This window comes from Hanstruepera ponticola (assembly GCF_012931685.1).
Lineage (GTDB): Bacteria > Bacteroidota > Bacteroidia > Flavobacteriales > Flavobacteriaceae > Hanstruepera > Hanstruepera ponticola.
Window position 1 is genome coordinate 58,354 of sequence record NZ_JABANC010000007.1, and the last position, 23,669, is coordinate 82,022.

General features: G+C 34.3%; 19 protein-coding genes, 2 tRNA genes and 1 rRNA gene. 5 read left to right on the plus strand and 17 right to left on the minus strand.

The genetic code is table 11. The annotated features are described in order from the left end of the window. Positions 1–73 precede the first annotated feature (73 nt). Positions 74–583 (plus strand): DUF3124 domain-containing protein, encoded by a 510-nt coding sequence (locus HGK31_RS13535; protein ID WP_191860751.1) that lies wholly within the window; start codon positions 74–76, stop codon positions 581–583. Beyond that, the gene (locus HGK31_RS13540) at positions 584–1,282 is read left to right on the plus strand and encodes a class I SAM-dependent methyltransferase (RefSeq protein WP_191860753.1); all 699 of its coding nucleotides are present in this window, start codon (positions 584–586) and stop codon (positions 1,280–1,282) included. Between the two features lie 3 nt (positions 1,283–1,285). On the opposite strand, the gene HGK31_RS13545 is transcribed toward HGK31_RS13540, so the two are convergent. The 7 genes from HGK31_RS13545 to porU all read right to left on the minus strand — a co-directional run bounded on the left by HGK31_RS13545 (position 1,286) and on the right by porU (position 11,550). Continuing rightward, complete coding sequence (locus HGK31_RS13545) at positions 1,286–1,969, minus strand: SDR family NAD(P)-dependent oxidoreductase (RefSeq protein ID WP_104736379.1); 684 nt, start codon at positions 1,967–1,969, stop codon at positions 1,286–1,288. Continuing rightward, entirely contained in the window at positions 1,962–2,969 is a 1,008-nt protein-coding gene (locus tag HGK31_RS13550; protein WP_191860754.1) for a M28 family metallopeptidase, read from the minus strand. Before HGK31_RS13550 ends, HGK31_RS13545 begins: the two co-directional genes overlap by 8 nt. 91 nt (positions 2,970–3,060) lie before the next feature. Beyond that, complete coding sequence (locus tag HGK31_RS13555; RefSeq protein ID WP_191860756.1) at positions 3,061–4,734, minus strand: pyruvate dehydrogenase complex dihydrolipoamide acetyltransferase; 1,674 nt, start codon at positions 4,732–4,734, stop codon at positions 3,061–3,063. 3 nt (positions 4,735–4,737) lie between these two features. Then, positions 4,738–5,736 carry a pyruvate dehydrogenase (acetyl-transferring) E1 component subunit alpha gene (gene pdhA, locus HGK31_RS13560; protein WP_104736376.1) on the minus strand — a complete coding sequence of 333 codons (999 nt, stop codon included), beginning with the start codon at positions 5,734–5,736 and terminating at the stop codon, positions 4,738–4,740. Positions 5,737–5,826: 90 nt separating this feature from the next. Continuing rightward, entirely contained in the window at positions 5,827–6,309 is a 483-nt protein-coding gene (gene cdd / locus HGK31_RS13565; RefSeq protein WP_191860758.1) for a cytidine deaminase, read from the minus strand. A gap of 96 nt (positions 6,310–6,405) precedes the next feature. Then, entirely contained in the window at positions 6,406–7,644 is a 1,239-nt protein-coding gene (gene porV / locus HGK31_RS13570; protein ID WP_191860760.1) for a type IX secretion system outer membrane channel protein PorV, read from the minus strand. Positions 7,645–7,677: 33 nt separating this feature from the next. Then, positions 7,678–11,550 carry a type IX secretion system sortase PorU gene (porU, locus tag HGK31_RS13575; protein ID WP_191860762.1) on the minus strand — a complete coding sequence of 1,291 codons (3,873 nt, stop codon included), beginning with the start codon at positions 11,548–11,550 and terminating at the stop codon, positions 7,678–7,680. A 263-nt stretch (positions 11,551–11,813) separates the two neighbouring features. On the opposite strand from porU, the gene gldJ reads away from it, so the two are divergent. Then, positions 11,814–13,508 carry a gliding motility lipoprotein GldJ gene (gene gldJ, locus HGK31_RS13580; protein WP_191860764.1) on the plus strand — a complete coding sequence of 565 codons (1,695 nt, stop codon included), beginning with the start codon at positions 11,814–11,816 and terminating at the stop codon, positions 13,506–13,508. Positions 13,509–13,575: 67 nt separating this feature from the next. Then, a complete protein-coding gene (locus tag HGK31_RS13585) occupies positions 13,576–14,865 on the plus strand; it encodes a UDP-N-acetylmuramoyl-tripeptide--D-alanyl-D-alanine ligase (protein WP_191860766.1) in 1,290 nt (429 codons plus the stop codon). Between the two features lie 57 nt (positions 14,866–14,922). Here the strand turns inward: HGK31_RS13585 and HGK31_RS13590 are convergent. The 9 genes from HGK31_RS13590 to HGK31_RS13630 all read right to left on the minus strand — a co-directional run bounded on the left by HGK31_RS13590 (position 14,923) and on the right by HGK31_RS13630 (position 22,211). Further along, positions 14,923–14,997: transfer RNA gene (locus tag HGK31_RS13590), tRNA-Val, on the minus strand. Positions 14,998–15,030: 33 nt separating this feature from the next. Next, a tRNA-Val gene (locus HGK31_RS13595) sits at positions 15,031–15,105 on the minus strand. A gap of 64 nt (positions 15,106–15,169) precedes the next feature. Next, complete coding sequence (locus tag HGK31_RS13600) at positions 15,170–16,387, minus strand: bifunctional folylpolyglutamate synthase/dihydrofolate synthase (RefSeq protein ID WP_191860768.1); 1,218 nt, start codon at positions 16,385–16,387, stop codon at positions 15,170–15,172. Between the two features lie 3 nt (positions 16,388–16,390). Further along, the gene (locus HGK31_RS13605) at positions 16,391–17,275 is read right to left on the minus strand and encodes an energy transducer TonB family protein (RefSeq protein WP_191860770.1); all 885 of its coding nucleotides are present in this window, start codon (positions 17,273–17,275) and stop codon (positions 16,391–16,393) included. Position 17,276: 1 nt separating this feature from the next. Then, complete coding sequence (locus tag HGK31_RS13610; protein ID WP_191860772.1) at positions 17,277–17,669, minus strand: ExbD/TolR family protein; 393 nt, start codon at positions 17,667–17,669, stop codon at positions 17,277–17,279. 1 nt (position 17,670) lies between these two features. Then, on the minus strand, positions 17,671–18,372 hold the full coding sequence (locus HGK31_RS13615; RefSeq protein ID WP_104736368.1) for a MotA/TolQ/ExbB proton channel family protein: 702 nt from the start codon (positions 18,370–18,372) through the stop codon (positions 17,671–17,673). Between the two features lie 52 nt (positions 18,373–18,424). Further along, positions 18,425–19,816: a sodium:proton antiporter NhaD gene (gene nhaD / locus HGK31_RS13620; protein WP_104736367.1), complete on the minus strand. Its 1,392-nt coding sequence runs from the start codon at positions 19,814–19,816 to the stop codon at positions 18,425–18,427. Positions 19,817–19,827: 11 nt separating this feature from the next. Continuing rightward, positions 19,828–21,054 (minus strand): Glu/Leu/Phe/Val dehydrogenase dimerization domain-containing protein, encoded by a 1,227-nt coding sequence (locus tag HGK31_RS13625; protein ID WP_104736366.1) that lies wholly within the window; start codon positions 21,052–21,054, stop codon positions 19,828–19,830. A gap of 89 nt (positions 21,055–21,143) precedes the next feature. After that, a complete protein-coding gene (locus HGK31_RS13630) occupies positions 21,144–22,211 on the minus strand; it encodes an anhydro-N-acetylmuramic acid kinase (protein WP_191860774.1) in 1,068 nt (355 codons plus the stop codon). A 92-nt stretch (positions 22,212–22,303) separates the two neighbouring features. Between HGK31_RS13630 and HGK31_RS13635 the strand changes: the two genes are divergently transcribed. Then, a complete protein-coding gene (locus HGK31_RS13635) occupies positions 22,304–23,446 on the plus strand; it encodes an acyl-CoA dehydrogenase (protein ID WP_191860776.1) in 1,143 nt (380 codons plus the stop codon). Between the two features lie 141 nt (positions 23,447–23,587). Here the strand turns inward: HGK31_RS13635 and rrf are convergent. Further along, positions 23,588–23,669, minus strand: a 5S ribosomal RNA gene (gene rrf / locus HGK31_RS14750); the annotation flags it as partial.

A 23,669-nucleotide genomic window follows, 5' to 3' on the forward strand; every position in this document is an offset into this window, starting at 1 on the left:
TTTAAAATGAAAAGCCATGCTACAAAACAATAAAATTGTTAAATTGAAAAACATTAATGTTAAAACATTTTTAATGAGATATTTTTTCATACCTCTGATACTAATTTTTAGTTTTTTGTCCTGTGAGAATGACAAAGAAATAAGTTCCATTGACCCAGTTAATTGGGAGAAACGACGTGTCACAATTGACCTTAGTGACAGCTTAAGAATTGGGCAAAGCTATCTACCAGTATATTCTGAAATCTATAGCGAGTCAGAGCATCTTACCATAAATTTAACCGCTACAGTAAGCTTGAGAAATATAAACCCTAGTGAATCTATTTATTTGAATAAAGCAGCGTATTATGATACTAAAGGTAACTTGATACGCACGTACTTTGATTATCCTATTTATATAAAACCACTTGAAACCATTGAAATAGTTATTGATGAAAGAGATACTACTGGTGGTGCAGGTGCCAATTTTGTATTTGATTGGACTATAAATGAATCGCTACACGAACCTTTTTTTGAAGCTGTTATGATTTCAACTATTGAACAATTAGGAATTTCTTTTACTACTCAAGGTGTTACCATAAATTAAATGAAAAAGGAATTAATAGACGATATTATAGCTTGGGATATTGTAAACTGGTCAAAAAGTTTTGATTTTTGGAAAAAACATTTAGATGTCAAAGACAAAGGTTATCAATGTCTTGAATTGGGTGCAAGACAAGGTGGTTTGTCATTATGGCTAGCTTTAAATAACAACCAAGTCATTTGTTCAGATGTAAGTTATACAGATCAACAGCATGAGTTGGATAAAACCATTGCACTTCACAAAAAGCATGGTTGCGAACAAAACATAACCTATGAAGCCATAGATGCCTCAAAAATTCCTTATGAGAATCATTTTGATTTGGTAGTCTTCAAGTCGGTGTTAGGAGGCGTCAGCATTGATTCAGGAAAGCGTTTAGAACAGCAAACAATTGATTCTATCCATAAAAGCTTAAAACCTGGCGGACGTGTGGTATTTATTGAAAACTTGGAGGGTTCTTTTTTACATATGTATGCTAGAAAGAAATTTGTAGGCTGGGGAAGTAAGTGGTATTATATGAAATTGAATGACATTGTAAAACTATTTAATTCTTACAAAAGTCTTGAATATAAAACAGTAGGTTTTTTTGGTACCTTTGGAAAAACAGAAAAGCAACGTCAAATGCTCGGGAAACTAGATACTTTGATTGAAAAATTAATTCCCAAACACAATCGTTATGTTATGATTGGCATTGCAAAAAAATAATATTTAAGGTGTTGAGTTGGATACCTGCAGCGTTTTTCCGTTGTAAAATTTTTGTCCATTTAAGGCAAAATCAAGAATGTAATTTGCCATTTCTAAAGCTGTAGTAGGTGCCTGATAATCTGGAAATGCCTCTTCTAACATTTCAGTTTGCACAGCACCTAAAGCCAAAGCGTTAAATGATATACCAGAATCTTTATACTCCTCTGCCAATAATTCAGTTAATGTAATGACTGCCCCTTTACTTGAGCTGTAAGCCGAAAGTCCTGGAAATTTCATACTACCTTGAATGCCACCCATCGAGCTAATGGTAACAACATGACTCCCTTTATTCATGAAAGCTAATACTGTTCTAATCATTTCAGAAACACCAAAAACATTAGTTCGGTAAACCTTTTCAAAATCGGCAATAGTTGTTTCAACAAAAGGCTTGTTTAATAACATTCCTGCATTATTAATTAAGACATCGACATGTCCCCATTCTTTGTCAATGAATTTAGATACTTTTTGATAATCAGATTGGTTACACAAATCAAATGCAAATGACGTAATATTATCAAAATGCATGTTATTTACAGGTTGTGCATTTCTAGACAGTGCCAATATATTGAATCCCTGTTTGGCAAATAAATGTACTAACTCAAAACCAATACCACGACTTGTTCCTGTAATAATTATATTCTTACTCATCTTTCAATACAACTTCTTTATTTTCAGTATTCATCATACCTTGCAATGCAGGAATCATTTTTACAACAAAATTAGCCATATGATCATAATCCATTTTATCGGCTTCATCATCAACATGATGATAATAATCAAAATTGGAGAAATCAAATGTTGAAATGGCATGTGCAGGAATATTTAAAGCCTTATAAAACGGATAATTATCTGACCTCATAAACAGTTGAAATTCTTTTGCTTGAGGAAAAAATCCTACAACCTCCTCTCCAGCGTATTTATTAAGTGTTTCAGCAAAATTCGACCGTTCATACCCACTCATATACGATAAAGATTTATCAGATGCTCTTGGCACACCTATCATTTCAAAATTAATCATGGTATAAGCATTTATACCTTCTGCTTTCAATCTTTCTGCTAAATGCCCTGAACCTTTTAACCCCATTTCTTCTGCCGCATATAAGGTTACCAGAATACTGCGTTTATTAGTTTTGCTTTTCGCAAAATATTTAGCAAACTCCATAGCTGCAATAGTACCTGATGCATCATCATTGGCACCATTAGCAATCTTATCGCCATTAACTTCTTTTCCCATTCCAATATGATCGTAATGACCTCCGAGAATTATATACTCATTTTTGAGCTTGGGGTCATTTCCTTCAACAACTCCAACAATATTATAACCTATAATATCCTTAAGTCTAAAACTGTCACGATAGGTTTCAAAATAAGGTTTGATATCATTTGTCATTAAAAAATTTTCTATAAATACTGCAGCCTTTTCAATACCAACTGAACCTGTAGCTCTTCCTTCTAGATCATCTGAAGCGAGAAAAAACATACTTTCTTTGATTGATTTTTTAAAATCAGACGCATCAAGATTCACCTTTACATCTTTAGCTGGAACGCTATATGTAGTTTCTTCTTTATTGGTATTCGATGCTTCTGTCTTTGTTGCTTTACAATTGTAAAACAATAAAAAAGTAAAGATTATAAGAATGCTTTTCATTGATAGAATTTTAATTTGTTTAAAGATAAAAAAAATCCCACTTGAAATATTTGTAGTGGGATTTATATTATTCTTACTAGCTTATTCTAGATTATACCAACATGGTAATTGGATTTTCAATATATCCTTTGAGTGTTAGTAAAAACTCGGACCCTGTTGCACCATCAACAGTTCTATGATCACAAGCCATGGTTAATTTCATGGTATTACCAACAACAATTTGTCCGTTTTTCACTACAGGCTTTTCTTTTATAGCACCAACTGATAATATGGCTGAATTAGGCTGATTTATAATGGATGTGAAGCTTTCGATTCCGAACATACCAAGATTGGAAATAGTAAACGTACTGCCTTCCATTTCTTGAGGAGTTAACTTCTTATTTCTAGCTTTTACTGCATAATCCTTAACAGCTGCACCAATTTGAGGTAAGCTTTGTTCGTTGGCAAAACGCACAACAGGAACAACCAAACCATCAGGTACAGCAACCGCAACACCAATGTGCACATGGTTATTTAATTGCATACGATCGTCAAACCATTGCGAATTGACTTGTGGGTGTTGTTTTAAAGCTAATGCACAGGCCTTTATTACAATATCATTGTATGAAATTTTTGTGTCTGGAATTGAATTGTATTGCTGACGAAAAGCAATGGCATTTTCCATATCAAACTCAACATTCAAATAATAATGAGGGGCAGTAAATTTAGATTCAGCAAGGCGCTTGGCAATAACCTTACGCATTTGTGAGTGCTTTACCTCATCGAAATCTTCTTGTCCAGAAGGCACAAATTTACCAACAGATGCTGCCGAACTAGCTGCAGGATTATAATTTTCAATATCACGCTTAACAATGCGACCATTTTCACCTGACCCTTTGACTTGTGACAGATTAATATGGCGTTCTTCCGCCATTTTTTTAGCCAGCGGAGAAACAAATAGTCTTCCGTTTGAAGTTGATGTAGTTGATTTTGTTGCTTCTACTGGATTCGAAGCAACAGCTTCTTTTTTAGGTTCGGCTTTAGGCTTTTCTACAGGCTTTGATTCTTCCTTTTTAGCTTCAGAAGTATCTCCAGATGGGTTAAAATTCTTTGCAATTGCTGAAACCTCTGTTCCTTCAGGACCAATTATGGCTAATAAAGCATCAACTTTAGCCGATTCACCTTCTTGCAACCCAACATGTAATAAAGTCCCAGATTGAAACGATTCAAACTCCATTGTAGCCTTATCTGTTTCAATTTCAGCAAGAATATCACCTTCTTCAACCTTGTCTCCTACTTTCTTTAACCATGTAGCGACAGTCCCTTCTTCCATGGTATCACTTAAACGCGGCATGGTTACTACTGTCACACCATCGGGTAATTCTGTTTTACTATCGTCATTTGAAGCTTCTTCAGAAGAATCTTGCTTCTTTGATTCTGATTCTTCGTTTTTTGAATTATCATCTGCGTTCTTATCTTCTTCTTCAGAAGTTTTATTGTCAGCCGTGTTTTTGGTGCTACCATTTAACAAGTCTGAAATATCTTCTCCTTCATCACCTATAATAGCCAAAAGCTCATCAACTTTAGTAGTTTCGCCTTCCTGAACACCTATATGCAATAAAGTCCCTTCGTGAAATGACTCAAATTCCATAGTGGCTTTGTCAGTTTCAATTTCAGCGAGAATATCACCTTCTTCAATTTTGTCACCCACTTTCTTTAACCAAGTAGCAACGGTTCCCTCCTCCATGGTATCACTCAAACGAGGCATATTTATAATCTCTGCCATAGCTTATAATTTATGTTGTAAAAATGGATAATCTTCTTGTTCATAAACAGCATCATACATCAGGCTCTTTTCTGGCCATGGGGACTCTTCAGCAAACTTTTCACATTCACTTACCAAATCTTTAACGCGTTTATCAATCTTTTTAATATCGGCTTCAGTAGCATATTTCTTTTCAAGAATAATATCCTTTACTTGATTTATTGGGTCTATTTTCTTGTATTCTTCAACCTCATCCTTGGTTCTATAATGTTGAGCATCACTCATGGAATGTCCTCGGTAGCGATAGGTTTTCATCTCTAAAAATGTTGGGCCATCACCTCTACGAGCTCTTTCTATAGCTTCATGCATAGCTTCAGCAACCTTCACAGGATTCATACCATCAACAGGTCCACAAGGCATTTCATAACCAAGTCCGAGTTTCCAAATATCAGTATGGTTTGCTGTTCTTTCTACAGATGTCCCCATAGCATATCCATTATTTTCACAAACGAATACGACTGGTAATTTCCAGTTCATAGCCATATTAAAAGTCTCATGCAAAGACCCTTGTCTTACAGCCCCATCTCCCATGTAACAAAGAGTTACAGCACCTGTTTCATGATACTTATCTCCAAATGCCATACCCGCACCTAAAGGAATTTGACCTCCAACTATACCATGACCTCCATAAAAACCATGCTCTTTTGAGAAAATGTGCATGGAACCACCCAAACCTTGTGAAGTACCAGTTGCTTTTCCATACAACTCTGCCATCACTCGTTTTGGATCAACTCCCATACCAATTGGTTGTACGTGGTTTCTGTAAGCAGTAATCATTTTATCTTTGGAAAGATCCATAGCGTGTAAAGCTCCAGCTAGCACAGCCTCTTGACCATTGTATAAGTGAAGAAATCCTCTTACTTTTTGTTGGATGTAAACTGCAGCAAGTTTATCTTCAAACTTCCTCCAGAACAACATATCTTCATACCAATTAAGGTAAACTTCTTTTGTTATTTTCTGCATTGGTTACGTTAATTAAGTAAACGATTAACAAAAGTAACACTTTAGTTAGTAATGAAAAAACTGAAAATCGTAAAATTTACTCCGAAATCGTTATAGAAATGATTTATCAAAAACTAATGGTAATAAATTGGCTAGAGAGTTTGATTTCGCAACTTTACCAGTTTCACCCATAAAATAAATTTCTATTGGCGCATCTTGTTTCACTTCATATTCAGCAATGGCTTGCCTACAAGCACCACAAGGAGGAATAGGTGTAACTGTTTGATGAATTCTTGAACCAGCAGTTAAGGCCATTCTAACAATTTTGGCATCTGGGTATTTGGCACCAGCATAATAAATGGCCGTTCTCTCTGCACATAACCCTGAAGGGTACGATGCGTTTTCCTGATTGTTGCCAGTTACAACCTCATCATTGTCCAATAAAATAGCAGCTCCAACACTAAATTTTGAGTAAGGTGCATAAGCGTTTTCTCTGGCGGCCATAGCTTGCTTCATTAAAGATGCTGCATTTACTGGTAATTCATCAAAATTATCAAACACTTGCAATACTGATTCTATTTTCACTTCTTTCATACGGATAGTATAAGCACTAAATTAAGAAACTATTTTAGACAAAAAAACTATTGCAATGCAATAGTTTTTTGAATTATTTTTTATGATATCATTTTACTAATATTCTTGATAGGCTCCTCTGTCAATATTAAATGACAGTGAAAACCTCAATGTATTCTCTAATGGGTTTTGTACTTTAGACGATGAGAATAAATACGAAAGGTCAACACCAATAATATTATACTTAAATCCAGCTCCTATAGCAAAAAACTGTCTTGCTCCTTTTTCTTCAGCCTCATTGAAGTATCCTGCACGAATAGCAAATGAATCTTGATAAGTATATTCAGCACCCAATGCCCAAGTCCATTCTTTCATCTCTTCACTAAAACCACCTGGTGCATCACCGAATGACTGAAACATCCCTTGAAAAAATCCAACGTTAGGATCTTTACCATCAATTATAACATTAGGAGTCACTACAGCACCTAACTCATCTTCTTCAGGATCATATTGCCCATTTCCATTTGTATCAGTATATTCAAATTCTGTACCATAAACGGGAGGCGTTGGCACCAACAGTTTAGTAACTTCAGCTGTAACAGAAATTTTATTAAAATCGTCTAAAATAAAATCAAAACCACCACCTAAACGTAATGTAGTTGGCTGAAAGTTTTCCTGTCCGCCTTCATCATATTTAAATTTTGGACCAATATTTTGTATGGCAAACGCCAATCTAGTTCTACCATTAAAACTGTTATAGGCTTGTTCCTCGCTTTGATAATAACCTGAAATATCCACTCCAAATGTATTGGCTGCGATAGCCTCGGGATCAACAGCATCAATTTTTAAATCAGAACGCACATAACGCATAGTCACACCCATAGCAAATTGTTCACTTAACTTAAGAGAATAAGATGCATCTAAAGCCATCTCATTAGGCTTTACTATTAGCGGTGTCGAATTTTCATCTTGAACCAATTCTATTTCACCCAATCCAAAATATTTAAAACTAGCAGCAAAAGCACTTCGCTCATTAATTTTATTGAAATATGTCAGGTATCCTAACGAGATATCTTTTACAATTTTGGTTAAATATGGCGTATAACTAACACCTACACCTTGTTTGGTTTCAGAAAAAGCATATTTGGAGGCATTCCATTGTTGTGAGAAAACATCAACAGATGTTGCCACACCCATGTCTCCCATGGCTGCACCACGAGCTTCGGGCGCCACTAATAAAAATGGCACACCCGTTGTAATGACTCGGGAATCAAAATTATTTGGCAACACAACAGTTTGTGCTTTAACAAAGGATGCTGTTAAAATTACAATGAGTATTAAAATTCGGTTTTTCATGTATTCAATTTATTTAGCAAATATAATTTTTTATTATAGTATTACAAGTTTCTCAATTTTTTCAACGGTCTTGTTTAAAAACGGTGATCTAACCGTTAACTTATAGATATAGACACCTTTTCCTATTCTATCTCCAAAATCATCACGTCCATCCCAAACAATATCCCTTGATAATGCTGAAGTTCCTTTCCCACAACATTCTGATGTATTTGTTTGACCATTTAAGGTTCTAACCAATTTACCAGAAACAGTGAATATCTGTACTGAAACGTCTAAAGGGTCTGAACTATTGTGGTTAAACCAAAATTCTGTGTAATTAACAAAGGGATTTGGATAATTTAGTACATTGTTAATAACAAGACTTTGATTTTCATCATGAACAACAAACTGAATTTCTGATGTTGATGAATTGTTATAAACATCCCACGCTTTCAGCGTTAAGGTGTGTAATCCTGGTTCTAAATCACGGAGCGGGTAGTTTGCAGAACCACGTTGATAGTTATCCAATTCAGTTTCATAATAATCATTAAGCACATATTGATTAGTTTCATCACCATCTAGGATTGCTACGATATCATGACCAATTCCATTGGCAGTATTTATGCCATTGTCATCCTCAAGTTTCACCAACAAACTAGGCGATTCATTTGTAATACCACCAGACACAAAGCTTTCATCGTTCATATATAGATTGATTACTGGGCCTGTATTATCTTCAGGTGCATTGGTATTTAAACCTCCGATTACAACATCGGTAACATTAGCACCAGATTGATTTTCTAAAGCATCATTTCTTTTAGCATAAAAGCTAACTTTACCATTACCTTCAGGAATTTCAATATCTCTAGGAACTATAAATTCAAATTCAAACTCACCATTTGATACGGATGCTTGACCTCTAAAAATGGCAGGGCCTAATGTTTCAAAATTCATTCTAATTAATTGGCCGTTTTCCCTTGTTCCGTCATTTGCCAATGTTTGCCTTTCAATATTCTTGTCATAAACAACTGCAGACAGGACACCATTGTAACCATCAAGTAAGTTTCCTTGCAAATCAACAACTTCCCCAGAAAACTTTACGCGACTTAATGCTTGTAATACTTCTGTGGATTGATTTACTGGAACATCGTTAATTTTAGTCAAACGAATATTTGGTTCTGGGAAAGCCAATTTCATAGCAGGATCACCAATAAAGAACACCAATCTTTTCTGACCAGCACTAGATACTAAAGGATCTGTTTTTGTAAGTCTCAAAGCCTCTGCCATAGTTGGGTATTCATAATCGCTGTAGTCATCATTATCACTATATGAAAATAAATACTCACTCAACGTTTCATTAAAATTCCTTCCAACATTTACAAAAATCTGCCTAGTTGTTGTAATCAACGCTATCGCTCCACCATCTTTATTCCAATAAGTAAACTCTCCAGCAGTAGGTCTTAAAGGATTATCAAATCTCGTATACTCACAAGTTACTGTCACAAAGCAGTTGAGTTTACATACGTTATTTAAGTTTTGTGCATCAGCTTTTTCAAATATTCTTTCTTTTGCCAGTCCATCTTCACCGCCATGTCCAAAATAATTCACTACCAATGCTCCTGTTTCTATGGCATTTGCCATTGCAACTGTAACACGCGGATAGCGATCACCACCAGCTGAAGATTCTTGAAGGTAAGCGTCAGAGTGAATTTTAATTGCATTAATAAATGATTTTTCTTCCGAAACCTCATTTGCAATTCTATCAGTTGTTAATTGCAAATCTTTTTCCCAAGCCTCATCTACGTCATCAGAAACAACTAAAAAATTATTTCGCCAATTCCCATAAGATGCATCCACGTAATAAGACTCTATTTTATCGACCATTTCTTTAGCTCGTTGAGGTGTTTCAGCCAAAATTCTTCCAACAGCAATATCTAATTTATTAAAGGTTTGCATACCTCCTTCATTTTCATCCATCATGCCATAAAAATCATCTGACACAAAAGACCCAGTAAGCGTAAAGCTATCATAAGCATGCCAAGAAGGGACGTTGTTTGTATTATAGGAAAGTCTATTCTTATAATCATAAGATCCATCACCAAAAAGACATAGATATTTTAAACGTCTTTGATCAGTGCTCGCATTATCATAGACATATTTTACAAAATTTCTTATCGCTCCAATATCTTGATTACTTGTACTAAATTCCTTATATATTTGAGTCAATCTCACAACCTTAACATTCAAGCCATATTGATTTCTATTAATTTGAGCAAGACGCTCTGCTTGATTATAAAAATTATTTGGTGTGATAATGATGTAATCAATATCCTCAAAAACACCTTGAGCATTATTGAAGATAGTTCCTTTAAGATTTTGATTACTGACCGATGGGTTAGAGACCATTATAGGTTGATAAAAATTATTATTACCAACCACGGCATATTTTTTTAAAGTTCCTAATGGCGACGTAAAACTCAAAGTGGCATTGGAATCTGTATTAAGAAAATTCCCTACATTGTAAATATCCGTCACATCCCATATCTCTTTAACTTGAGCTGTATTAGACACATTATACTGTGCAATACCTGAAGCAGTTGCTACATCTTTATTATAAAATGTAAGTTGACCTCCCGGATAATTAAGATTACGTTTAGTTTCTAATGAAATGTAATCAATATAACCTTTTGCTGAAGGGTTTCCACCATTATCATAGCTTAGAGCTACATTAATATTGCCAGAACTTACATTTATCATCCCTTCATAAACAGCTTCACTAGCCAAAGTGGCATCGCTTACCGCAGGAATGGTTAATGTTGACACAGCATTGCCATTTACATTTACCTGCATACTGGTGGCTATTTCAGAAGTTGAAGCAACAATAACCTTCAAGTTTACGGGCTCACTGGTAATAATATCTGGAAAATTAAATTCAAATGTTTTATTGGTTTCAATATCAAACTTATCCCCAAACCATCTCCTTCCAACACTTGCTAAATTATACTCGTCTAATTCATGAAACTTATAACTATCAAAAGTATCTACAACCAAATCAATATTGCCTGAAGGCTGTATAAAGGGTTGAATGCGCTTACCATTTCCTGGACCTATATTTATGAAATAATTAGTGTAATCTGTATAACAATTAATATTGGTGTTTCTACTCGCATCATATCCTTTTGGACCCTCTGCATAAAATAATATATAATCTTGATCATTAAAATAACCATCAGTTTCACCAATAATTCTTATGGCGTTTTCCTGAATGTCATAAGGATATGGTTCTGAATTTTCATAAGGTATCATTCTACCACCATTTCCATATAATTTTATACGTCTTGGATCAATATTATTGATATCAATTCCCAATTGCTCTAAAAAGCTTTTAGAAATTTTATAAACGCCTGTTTTATCAACTTGAAATTTATACCAACTTCCAGAACTCAAAACAGAATTGGTAATATTCCTTCTGTAAGAATTTCTATAACTAAAGTTTGAATTTTGATAAGAAACTGTGAACGCTGTCACCTTTTTGTAAGAGCCGTTTTCATTTATTATTGGTGATAATGTAAAAAAAGCAGAATTTTCATCTCTTGCTTTGGCGTTATGAAGCTCGTATTTTAATTGACTTGATATAGAGTTAAGATTTAAACCTGCCAGTTCTGCCCTAGATATTGGAGCATAAGAAACATTTGTTACTCTTACCGAATTCTCATCAATTACTTGCTGAATATCCCATTGCGCTATGAATTGAATACCAGTACTAACATCAAAGCTAAAATGTTCCGAATTGAAACTAGGCACAGAAATCCTGTACGATTCTGTTTCAACAATTTTAGCCGCTCCCCAGGTAATATTGAATGTACGTTGTTGCGCAAAAACTGCAAAAGTAGCTAATATGGCTAGTAGTGTAATCTTCTTTTTCATTACACAAATAACGTGTTTTAACATGTGTTATTATGAAAAATGATATAATTTTAAAAAACGAAGCAAATTTACAATAATAAAATATAAAATCTGACGTTATCATGTATCAAAACAGCGTTGAAATACACAAAAATCATCGTTGTATTGCATGATAAATAGGACGAAATGCATGTTTTTTTACTTAAAAATCAAAAAATTGCTTGTATTCTTAGGTATAATTCTTATATTGCGTCACCAAAAATATTAATGGCTTACTTAAAAGTATGGATATGAAAAAAGTAATAACAATCAAGATACTACTTGTTTTAGCAGTATCAGTCACGATGGTTGGTTGTAAAAGATCATCAAGCTCGAACAGCTCCAGAGCTACTGGTTGGGACATAAACTCCAGAGATGGAGGATTCCAATACAATACAAGTTTTAAAGGGCAAGAAGCTGCTCCTGGTCTTGTAATGGTTGAGGGTGGTACATTTACCATGGGTAAAGTTCAAGACGATGTTATGCATGATTGGAACAATACACCAAACCAACAGCACGTGCAATCATTCTATATGGATGAAACTGAAGTTACCAATTTAATGTATTTAGAATACTTAGATTGGATTAAACGTGTTTACCCACCGACTGAAGATAACTTTAGAAAAATTTACAATGGTGCACTTCCAGATACTTTAGTTTGGAGAAATCGTTTAGGTTATAATGAAGTTATGACTGAAAACTATTTACGTCACCCTGGCTACCAAGATTATCCTGTAGTTGGCGTTAGTTGGATTCAAGCGGTTGAGTTTGCAAATTGGCGTTCAGACCGTGTAAATGAAATGTATTTAGAAGATGCTGGCTATATTGTTAGAGATGCCAAACTAAATTCCGTTTCATCTGATGCCACATTTAGCACAGATACATATATCAATGCACCAACCAAAGTGTATGGTGGTAATGATAGTATTACTAATCCAGATAATACTAGAAGACGTGTTCAAACTACTGCTTCTGGAGATACTATTAATGTATATGCTTCAAGAGAAACTGGAATAATTTCTCCAAAATACAGGCTCCCAACAGAGGCTGAATGGGAATATGCAGCATTGGGATTAACATCAATCAGAAATTACAATATATACAGAGGTCGTAAAAAATATCCTTGGGATGGACAGTATACACGTTCAGGAAAACGTAAAGTTCGTGGCGACCAATTAGCCAACTTTAAACAAGGAAAAGGAGATTACGGTGGAATTGCAGGCTGGTCTGATGATGGTGCCGATATTACAAATGCCGTCAAATCTTATGAACCTAATGATTATGGTTTATATGATATGGCTGGAAATGTGGCTGAATGGGTTGCTGATGTTTACAGACCAATTGTTGATGACGAATTCAACGATTTCAACTACTACCGTGGAAATGTATACTCAAAAAATGAATTGAATGAAGATGGTACAGTAAAAGTAGTTATGCCAGGTGAAATAGTATTTGATACCTTACCAAACGGTAAAGTAGTAGCTAGAGATCTTCCAGGTGAAATTGCTCAAGTTCCAGTTGACGAAGACGAAACTTACTTGAGAACTAATTTTGATAGAAGTGACAATAGAAACTTTAGAGATGGTGATCAAAGTTCTTCACGTTATTACCGTGAGAGTTTTGGTGATGATGAAGAAGCTGTTGATGGCGAAAGAAATAGTGTTACAAGAAAAATGTACAACTCACCTAAACACAGTGTTGAAACTGACTCTTCGGGTCAACTTATAAGAGAATATGACAAGTCTGACAAACGTACTTCTTTAATAAATGATGAAGTTCGTGTTTACAAAGGAGGGTCATGGAAAGACAGAGAATATTGGTTAGATCCTGCTCAACGTCGTTATTTTCCTCAAGATATGGCTACAGATTATATTGGATTTAGATGCGCTATGTCTCGTGTAGGTTCAAAATCTGAAACTAAAAACAAGACAAAAAACTAAAAGTTTTTTCAAATAAATTTATAAGTCCTGACAATATTAGTCAGGACTTTTTTTATACTTTTATTTTATGAAGATAGATAGATTACATCAAAAATTTCTAGAGTGTGAATCTGTAAGCACAGACACTCGAAAGATTAATGAAAACTCCATGTTTTTTGCTTTAAAAGGCGAGAATTTTGACGGCAATAAATTCACCGAAGAAGCACTAAAAAAAGGTGCCAAATATGTTATTATAGATAACCCTGATTTTTATCACAACTCTCAAACAATTCTTGTAAATGATGTCTTAAAAACGCTTCAAGACATTGCCACATTTCACAGAAACTATTTAGGAACTAAAATCTTAGCTCTTACAGGTAGTAATGGAAAGACAACAACCAAAGAGCTAATAAATACCGTACTTTCAAAAAAACACAGAACGACAGCTACAATTGGCAATTTAAATAATCATATTGGTGTACCATTAACGCTTTTATCAATGACTAAAGAAACCAAAATAGGCATTGTTGAAATGGGAGCCAATCACCAAAAGGAAATACAGTTCCTCTGTAATATTGCTTTACCAGATTATGGCTATATCACTAACTTTGGTAAAGCCCATTTAGAAGGCTTTGGTGGAATTGCTGGTGTTATTAAAGGGAAATCTGAAATGTATGACCATTTAATAGCTCATAATAAAACTATATTTGTCAATACGAATGATCCTATTCAATTAGAAAAAACCAAAAACGCTGAAACCGTTACTTTTGGAACAGATACTAATAATGGTGATTATAAAATTAATCTATTGAACTCAAACCCATTTGTTACTCTTGAATTTGATACGATTAAAATTTCCAGCCAGCTCATTGGAGCTTATAACTTCACCAATATTTCAGCAGCCATTACCATAGGTAGTTTTTTTAATATTTCAAAACAAGAAATAAAAGATGCTATAGAAACTTATGTGCCAAAAAACAATCGTTCTCAAATAATTAGAAAAGGTAACAATAAAATTATCATGGATGCCTACAATGCAAACCCAACTAGTATGGAAGCTGCTCTTACAAATTTCAAAGATTTAAATGATTCTAATAAAATTGTCATTTTAGGTGATATGTTTGAATTAGGAACTGATGCTGTTTTTGAACACAAAAAGATAGTAGATTTGGTAAAAAACATGGCATTTGAAGCCAGTTTTTTTGTGGGAGAAAATTTTTATCAGCATGAAAGTAAATATGAGAACATTGATTTTTTTAAATCTTTTGAAGATTTTAGAAATCATGCGGAAAATTTAAAACTAAACATAATCAACGCTACACTATTAATTAAAGGATCCAGAGGCATGGCATTGGAGCGCGTGTTGGATTTGATATAAAAGAAAAGTAAAATAGCACAAAAAAAGCCCTGCACAAATTCATGTAGGGCTTTTTTGTGGGTCATACTGGATTCGAACCAGTGACTTCTACCCTGTCAAGGTAACACTCTGAACCAACTGAGTTAATGACCCAAAATAAAAAAGTCCGTTCGAAACGGACTTTTGTGGGCGATGAGGGATTCGAACCCCCGACCCCCTCGGTGTAAACGAGGTGCTCTGAACCAACTGAGCTAATCGCCCTCTGTAATTGGATTGCAAATATAAAGTAGTTTTTTTTACTGCAAAACTTTTTTTGCGAAAAAAATTAAATAATTTCAGCTACTACAAAAGTACTACCTCCAACATAAATTAAATCATCAATACTAGCTGTTTCTTTTGCTTTATTTAAAGCTTCGTTAACGCTATTGCAAACTTCTCCAAAATAACCATTTACCTTCAATTCTTTTGCGAGAATATCAGCATCTAATCCCCTAGGGACATCTGGTTTACAAAAAAAATAATAAGCTTGTTTGGGAAGTAAACCAACCAATGCATTTAAGTCCTTGTCGTTCACAACTCCAAATACCATAAATAATTTATTAAATTTTTCTGTCATCAATTGCTTCATCACAATTTCCAGTCCTTCTTTATTATGAGCTGTATCACAAATAACTTTGGGCTTTTCTTGTAATGTTTGCCAACGGCCCAGTAAACCCGTATTTTTAACCGTATTCAGTAAACCTCTTTTTAAATTGACTTTTGAAATGTTAAAATCAAGCGTATTTAAAACTTCAACTGTCTTAACAACTGCTTTGATATTAGCTTGCTGGTAAGCACCTTTTAAATCTGATTGATAGTTTGAGACACTTTCTTTATCCACAAAAAATATAGGTGCATTTTTCTCCTTTGCTATTTGTCTAAAAACGTGTTCCGTTTGTTTACGCCATTCTCCAAGGACAACAGGTGTGTTTTGTTTTATTATTCCTGCTTTTTCAAAAGCAATTTTTTCCAATGTATTTCCCAAAAATTGTATATGATCAAAACCAATATTAGTAATTACCGACACTTTAGGATTAATAATATTAGTTGAATCTAATCTTCCTCCCAATCCGACTTCAATAACAGCTATATCAACATCTTGTTTAGCGAAATAGTCAAAGGCCATTCCTGATGTCATTTCAAAAAAAGACAAATGATTGTTATTTAAAAAAGATTTATTTCGTTTTATAAAACCCATAACAAAGTGCTTACTAACCATTTGGCCATTCACTTTAATGCGTTCCCTAAAATCCTTTAAATGAGGTGAAGTAAACAAGCCTACTTTTAAACCCGATTCTTGTAATATAGAAGCCAACATGTGGCTAGTAGAACCTTTACCATTGGTACCAGCTACATGAATGAATTTTATTCTTTCTTGAGGATTATTGAGATGTTTAGCCAGATTAACGGAATTGCTTAAATCTGCCTTGTAAGCCGATTTACCTTGTCTTTGATACATTGGAAGTTTAGAAAACATCCACTTTATAGTATCTTGGTATGTCATGGATTATTGACCTAAACTAAAATTAACTTCTACCCAACCAATTTGCGTTTGAGGAGCTTTTGAATCGGGAGGCCACTTATGTGAAAGTGCTGTTTTTTTGGCTGCTTCAAATAAACATGAATCACCAGTTGTACCTCTTTTACCTGGAATTGCTTTTATGACCTTTCCGTCCCTATTAACATGTATCTCAACTACAACTCTGCCTTCTTCTTGACAATCAGGAATAACTTTATTGAAAGTAGCCCTTCCTCTTCCTCCTAATCCGTAACCTTTACCACCAGAACCACTTCCTGGGTCACCAAAATAGCTTGGCGCATAAGGATCACCATCTAATTGTCCTTTATCACCTGGCGAATTGTCATTACCTTCACCTCCAGTTTCAGCACCTTCAGATTTGCTCACACCTCCTATTAAGGCATCAAGCTTTTTCTTTTTGGCTTCTTGTTCTGCTTTTTGTTTGGCAATTCTATCAGCTTCTGCCTTGGCTTTGGCATCTGCCTCAGCTTTGGCTTTTCTATCAGCTTCTAATTTAGCATTTCGTTCAGTTTCTTTTTGTTTTTTGATAGCTATGGCTTCCTCGTTAGCTTGAGTTAAAACATCTTCAGATTTTATTTTTTCAGAAGCGGCAGGTTCTGGAATTGCTTTTTCTGGTTCAGAAACCTCTTCTATAGGCTTTTGTATTTCTCTTGGCTCTGACTTAATAGGTTTTTTAGGCTGAATATTACCTTGTCCAACAGGACTGTTTCCAAAGTTAACAGCAACACCATATTCAATGGGCGGATCCATATAAGGTGGACCAACAACAAACAATAACAATAACAAAATGACAACGATTAACGTTGTTATTTTTGCTGAATTACGTTCATGTTTGGTCTCAAAATACTTCATTCTAATTAGGCTTAACTGCTAAAATGACTTTTATTTTATTTCTATTAGCAATATCCATCACCTTAACAACATTATCTACTGGTACGGTTTTTTCGGCTCTTAATACAACAGTGGGATTTTCTTGATTTGATAATGAATTTAACAACTCGCTTTCTAGAACACTCTCTCCAACTAGTTTTTCATCAATATAATAACGTAAGTCTTTGGTTATACTTACAGCAACTGATTTTTTGTTTTCAGTTTTACCATTGGCATTTGGTAAAAGAATATCAATGGCACTAGTAGTTACCAAAGTAGATGCAATCATAAAAAATATAAGCAGTAAGAAAACAATATCAGTCATAGAAGACATATTGAATTCTGGTGTTACTTTATTTCTTCCTCTGATATTCATATTATATAGGTTCGTTTAAGTGATCTAGAAACTCCAACGAGTGGGCTTCCATTTGATAAACCACCTTGTTTGTTTTAACTACCAAATGATTGTAAGCTATATAAGCCACAATACCAACAATTAAACCGGCTACCGTTGTAGTCATGGCAGTATATAAACCACTGGCTAATACATCCATTTGAATAGTTCCTCCTGCATTCGCTAACTCAAATATTGCCAATATCATACCAATTACTGTACCTAAGAACCCAATCATGGGAGCAGCACCTGAAATGGTTGCCAGCATACTCACGTTTTTCTCTAAACCATAAATTTCTAATCGACCAGCATTTTCTATAGCTGTATTGATATCCTCTAATGGCTTTCCAATTCTGGTGATGCCTTTGTTTATGAGTCTAGAAACTGGTGAATTTACTTGGGCGCAAAGCATTTGAGCAGAATCAATTTTACCATTACTAACATGGTCTTTTATTTGATTCATAAAATTATTATCAATTTTTGAGGCAGCTTTTATAGCAAAAAGTCTTTCGAAATATATATATGAGGCTACTATTAATAAAACAAATAATAATAATATTATTAGCATTCCTGCTGTTCCACCACTCGTAATTAATTCAATGATAGATAATGTTTTTTCAACTGATTCACCATCTGTTAATACTTCAGAGCCATCTTGAACTTCTTGAATTATTGTATTTATCATACTAATTATGTTGTTTCAAATTTATAACGACTTATTTATAACTAAATTATATCTAAAAGATTGTTCTTGTAAACATAAATGCGACAGCTCCTACCAGAAAACCAACAAGTGCCAACCAAGAAATCTTTTTTAAATACCAGAAAAAATCAATTTTTTCCATTCCCATGGCAACTACACCTGCAGCCGAGCCTATAATTAACATACTTCCTCCAGTACCTGCAGAATAAGCAATAAAATGCCATAATTCATTATCCATAGGCACAGAGAACATGCCTAAACTAGCTGCTACAAGAGGAACATTATCAATTACCGCTGAACCAACTCCCAATAACAATACAACCAAATCCGAAACACCCTCATGGTGCAGTTCCGTACCTAACATAGGCATATTCTCTTGTAATGAGGTAGCAAAACCAAATAATATACCTAAAGACTCTAATGCAGCTACAGCCATTAAAATTCCTAAAAAGAATAAAATACTGGGCATTTCAATTCTAGACAATGAATGATGTACTGGACTATGCGCACTGTGCGCATCACTTTCGGTTGAGTCTAATTCTGTTAAACTAAACTTTGAGGAACTGTATATTTCAGCAAAAACGGCTACAACACCAAGTGCCAACATCATACCCACATAAGGTGGTAAATGTGTCACTGTTTTAAAAATTGGTACTGAAACAATACCTCCTAATCCCAAGTATAACATGGTTGAACTATAACGACTCTTTGGTTTTTCATCTTGTTCAGAATGTTCAAGTTGACCTTTGAACGCGGGCAAAAAAGATGCGATAAAAAACGGTACTAGCATACATAGTAGAGAAGGAATAAACAAGTAAATGAACAAATGTCCTGTTGAAACCTTTTTACCTATCCATAACATAGTCGTTGTTACATCTCCAATTGGTGACCAAGCTCCACCAGCATTTGCCGCAATAATAATTAATCCTGCATACCAAATTCTAACATTTCTGTCCGGAACAATTTTTTGAAGTATAGAAATAAGTACAATGGTTGCAGTTAAATTATCTATTATAGCTGATAAGAAAAATGCCAAAAAACCAAATATCCAGAGAATTCTTCGTTTACTTTTTGTTTTGATAAAAGATTTTATTGTTGAAAATCCATCAAAATAATCAATAATTTCAACGATAGTCATGGCACCTAACAAGAACACCAAAATTTCAGCAGTTTTTCCCAGATGATGCAACAATGTTTCTTCCATTAGATGCATTTTTTCTTCATGGTCTAGCAGTCCAAAATTTTCCAATAATGTATGCTTTGCTGAATCAAACCATTGTGGAAAATGCTCTAACCCTAAAGCTATTAAAGCCCAACACAAGGACATCATGACCAGAGCAGGAATTAATTTATCAATTTTTAAATTATGTTCAAGTGTTATGGCAAGATAGCCTACAACAAATACAATTATAATTAATGATTCCATATAGTTTTCTTTTAAATTAACTGCCCTAAAGCAATTTCAAATGCGGTTTTACTTATTTCTGTTTTAAATTGACTTTGTTCATTAACTTTTTGCAAAGCTTTTTTAATAATTTTAGACGTGTCATTAAAAATGGCTTCATCAGTCATTTGAACCTTTCTTTCCATGAAATATGCAAATACGCGTGCCATACCACAATTTGATATAAAATCTGGTATCAGACTCACTTTTCCATCAGTATATTCCATAATAGGACCAAAAAATATTTCCTTATCTGCAAATGGCACGTTAGCACCGCAAGAAATGACTTCCAATCCACTTCCTATCATTTCATCAATCTGATTTTTGGTAATCAATCTTGAAGCTGCGCATGGCATAAAAACTTCAGTTTCCAGTGACCAAATTCGTTTATTCATTTCCTCAAAAGGAATTAAATTTTCAGCTGATAGGGTATTTCCGTTTTTGTTTAGGAACAAGTCCGTGATTTCTTCAAAGGAAAATCCATCTTCTTTAATCAATCCTCCTGCAATGTCAATTATACCAACTACTTTTGCTCCCATTTTCGAAATATAGAATGCAGCGGCCGAACCGACATTTCCGAAACCCTGAACAACAACACGTTTATCTTTTATGTTACCTCCATAAATATCATAGTAATGCTTGACAGCTTCGGCCACACCAAAACCTGTTATCATATCAGCAACTGTATATTTTAGTGCAACACTAGGAGAATAGTTAGGGTTTTCGATAACTTTGATAACACCTTGTCTTAATTGACCTATACGATTTATCTTATCGGCTTGAGAAGGCTTAAAATGGCCTTCAAAAACACCTTCTTGTGGGTGCCAAACACCACTTTCTTCAGTTATAGGAATAACTTCATGTATTTCATCAACATTCAAATCACCACCAGTACCATAATAACTTTTTAAAAGTGGTGAAACAGCTTTATACCATCGTTCTAAAACACCTTTCTTTCTTGGGTCTTTTGGGTCAAAATTAATACCAGATTTAGCGCCTCCTATGGATGGACCTGAAACTGTAAACTTAACTTCCATGGTTTTAGCTAACGACAGTACTTCGTTCATATCTAGCCCTTTTCGCATTCTAGTTCCTCCTCCTGCGGCACCACCTCTTAATGAGTTTATTACTGTCCAGCCTTCAGCTTCGGTCTCTGGGTCTTTCCAATTAAATACAATTTCGGGTTCTTTTTTCTCATACTTATGAAGTAAGTCTTTCATTTATTTGATGGTATTTAATTTCTTTAGTCAGTTTGAATTCAACAAATATAAAAAACTATAAAGCCTTAAATATTAATTTTACAATAATTTTAAGGTAGATATATTTTACCCGAACTATGATCTCTATTCGCTCCAGTAACACTCGCCAAACAATTAATTTCGTTACGAATTTTTAATACGCCTAATAACCCAAAAATTAAAGCCTCTTTGAATTCTATTAAATTTATTTCTGGAATAATTAGAGTGCTTTTAGTTTGCTTTTTTATTTCAGAAATAAGAAAGTCATTATAGGTTCCGCCTCCAGTAATCAAAACTCTAGCATCTTGCTTATCTCTGATTTCGTTTGAAATCTGAAAAGCTATATGGGCAACAAACGTTCTTAAAATATCTTTTACATTTAGATTATAAGCATCAATACGTGGAAATATATTTTCCTTTACCCACTCTAATCCTAGTGATTTAGGATAATCCTGGCTATAAAAACTCAAAGCGTTTAATTCACTAAAAAGTTTATCCTTAATTTTACCTGTAGTTGCGAGGTTGCCCTTATCATCATATTCCTTTCCAATTTTATTCATGTAATGATTCAAAACGATATTAACAGGACATACATCGTAGGCAATACGTTTACCATTTATGTCTGTTGAAATATTTGCAAACCCGCCAAGATTAAGACAGTAATCATATTCTGAAAATAATAACGCATCACCAATTGGCACTAATGGCGCTCCTTGACCTCCGAGTTCAACATCTTGCTTTCTAAAATCACAAACCACTCTATTTTGAGTCAACTTTGAAAGATCTTTCAAATTTCCTATTTGATATGTTATTCCATTTTCAGGTTGATGCAAAGCTGTATGTCCATGAGAACAAATAACATCGATGTCTAGTATTTTATACTTACTTATAAAATCTTTTATAACTTTTGAAAGAAATTGGGTGTATGCGATATCTATCTGCTTTAGTTCATTAGAGGAAAAAGCAACTAACCTTCCTAGAAGATCATGCCATTGATTCGTATACTTAATTGTTTCAGCTTGAAGAATATCAAAATACCATTTATTTTTTCGGTAAGTAAAATCGACATAAATCAGGTCTACTCCATCTAATGACGTTCCCGACATTACTCCAATCACTTTATAGTTTGACTTTGTCATATTCTGTAAAAATATAAATCCTTATTGAAAAAATGCTAATAATAAAGTATCTTTGCAGTCTTATTTTATCAATTCAACAATTAAATCAAATTATGGATTTTACACTTACTGAAGAGCATATGATGATACGCGATGCTGCTCGCGATTTTGCACAAACTGAATTATTACCTGGAGTCATAGAGCGTGACAACGCGCAAACCTTCCCAGACGAATTGGTTCGTAAAATGGGTGAATTAGGTTTTTTAGGAATAATGGTTGACCCAAAATATGGCGGAAGTGGTATGGATGCTATTTCATATGTATTAATAATGGAGGAGTTATCAAAAATTGATGCTTCAGCTTCTGTTATGGTATCTGTAAATAATTCATTGGTTTGTTATGGTTTGGAGGCTTATGGAACAGAGGAACAAAAACAAAAGTACCTTACCAAGTTAGCCACTGGTGAATATCTAGGCGCTTTCTGTTTAAGTGAACCGGAAGCTGGAAGTGATGCAACATCACAAGCTACAACAGCAATTGACAAAGGTGATCACTATGTTATAAATGGAACCAAAAACTGGATCACCAACGGTGGAAGATCTGATGTTTATTTAGTTATTGCTCAAACAGACAGAGAAAAAGGTCATCGTGGTATAAATGCTTTTGTTGTTGAAAAAGGCATGGAAGGTTTCGATATTGGTCCTAAAGAAGATAAATTGGGAATTAGAGGAAGCGATACACATACTTTACAATTTAACGATGTAAAAGTTCCAAAAGAGAATAGAATTGGTGAAGATGGATTTGGATTTAAATTTGCAATGAAAACTCTATCAGGTGGACGTATAGGTATTGCAGCACAAGCTTTAGGAATTGCTTCTGGTGCTTATGAGCTTGCTTTAAAATATTCGAAAGAACGTAAAGCCTTTGGAACAGAAATTTGCAATCATCAGGCAATAGCCTTTAAATTAGCAGATATGTATACTGAAATTGAAGCAGCGAGAATGTTAGTTATGAAGGCTGCTTGGGATAAAGATCAAGGTAATAATTACGATATGTCTAGTGCCATGGCGAAATTATATGCAAGTAAAGTAGCTATGGAACAAACAGTTGAGGCCGTGCAAATACATGGTGGTAATGGGTTTGTGAAAGAATACCATGTTGAACGTTTAATGCGTGATGCTAAAATCACCCAAATTTATGAAGGTACTTCAGAAATCCAAAAAATTGTAATTTCTAGAGGTGTAATTAGAGGATAAATAAGATCACAAATAATTCAACTAAAAAAGCCTAGTTTTTCTAGGCTTTTTTAGTTGAATATGTTCTTGTTTTTAATTAAACAACTCTTATATTTTTTGCTCAAAAAAAAAGACTCAACCAAAAAAATGATTGAGTCTTAAAAAAGGCGGCGACCTACTCTCCCACGAGATGCAGTACCATTGGCGCTAACGGGCTTAACTACTCTGTTCGGAATGGTAAGAG

Bases quoted from the DNA above. Each gene is read 5' to 3' on its own strand.
- HGK31_RS13550 (WP_191860754.1), bottom strand. From the start codon at position 2,969: ATGAAAAGCATTCTTATAATCTTTACTTTTTTATTGTTTTACAATTGT.
- HGK31_RS13615 (WP_104736368.1), bottom strand. From the start codon at position 18,372: ATGATAAATACAATAATTCAAGAAGTTCAAGATGGCTCTGAAGTATTA.
- porU (WP_191860762.1), bottom strand. From the start codon at position 11,550: ATGAAAAAGAAGATTACACTACTAGCCATATTAGCTACTTTTGCAGTT.
- pdhA (WP_104736376.1), bottom strand. From the start codon at position 5,736: ATGCAGAAAATAACAAAAGAAGTTTACCTTAATTGGTATGAAGATATG.
- HGK31_RS13540 (WP_191860753.1), top strand. From the start codon at position 584: ATGAAAAAGGAATTAATAGACGATATTATAGCTTGGGATATTGTAAAC.
- nhaD (WP_104736367.1), bottom strand. From the start codon at position 19,816: ATGGAATCATTAATTATAATTGTATTTGTTGTAGGCTATCTTGCCATA.
- HGK31_RS13545 (WP_104736379.1), bottom strand. From the start codon at position 1,969: ATGAGTAAGAATATAATTATTACAGGAACAAGTCGTGGTATTGGTTTT.
- HGK31_RS13630 (WP_191860774.1), bottom strand. From the start codon at position 22,211: ATGACAAAGTCAAACTATAAAGTGATTGGAGTAATGTCGGGAACGTCA.
- HGK31_RS13625 (WP_104736366.1), bottom strand. From the start codon at position 21,054: ATGAAAGACTTACTTCATAAGTATGAGAAAAAAGAACCCGAAATTGTA.
- porV (WP_191860760.1), bottom strand. From the start codon at position 7,644: ATGAAAAACCGAATTTTAATACTCATTGTAATTTTAACAGCATCCTTT.
- HGK31_RS13555 (WP_191860756.1), bottom strand. From the start codon at position 4,734: ATGGCAGAGATTATAAATATGCCTCGTTTGAGTGATACCATGGAGGAG.
- HGK31_RS13535 (WP_191860751.1), top strand. From the start codon at position 74: ATGAGATATTTTTTCATACCTCTGATACTAATTTTTAGTTTTTTGTCC.
- HGK31_RS13605 (WP_191860770.1), bottom strand. From the start codon at position 17,275: ATGAAGTATTTTGAGACCAAACATGAACGTAATTCAGCAAAAATAACA.
- HGK31_RS13610 (WP_191860772.1), bottom strand. From the start codon at position 17,669: ATGAATATCAGAGGAAGAAATAAAGTAACACCAGAATTCAATATGTCT.
- gldJ (WP_191860764.1), top strand. From the start codon at position 11,814: ATGGATATGAAAAAAGTAATAACAATCAAGATACTACTTGTTTTAGCA.
- HGK31_RS13635 (WP_191860776.1), top strand. From the start codon at position 22,304: ATGGATTTTACACTTACTGAAGAGCATATGATGATACGCGATGCTGCT.
- HGK31_RS13585 (WP_191860766.1), top strand. From the start codon at position 13,576: ATGAAGATAGATAGATTACATCAAAAATTTCTAGAGTGTGAATCTGTA.
- HGK31_RS13600 (WP_191860768.1), bottom strand. From the start codon at position 16,387: ATGACATACCAAGATACTATAAAGTGGATGTTTTCTAAACTTCCAATG.
- cdd (WP_191860758.1), bottom strand. From the start codon at position 6,309: ATGAAAGAAGTGAAAATAGAATCAGTATTGCAAGTGTTTGATAATTTT.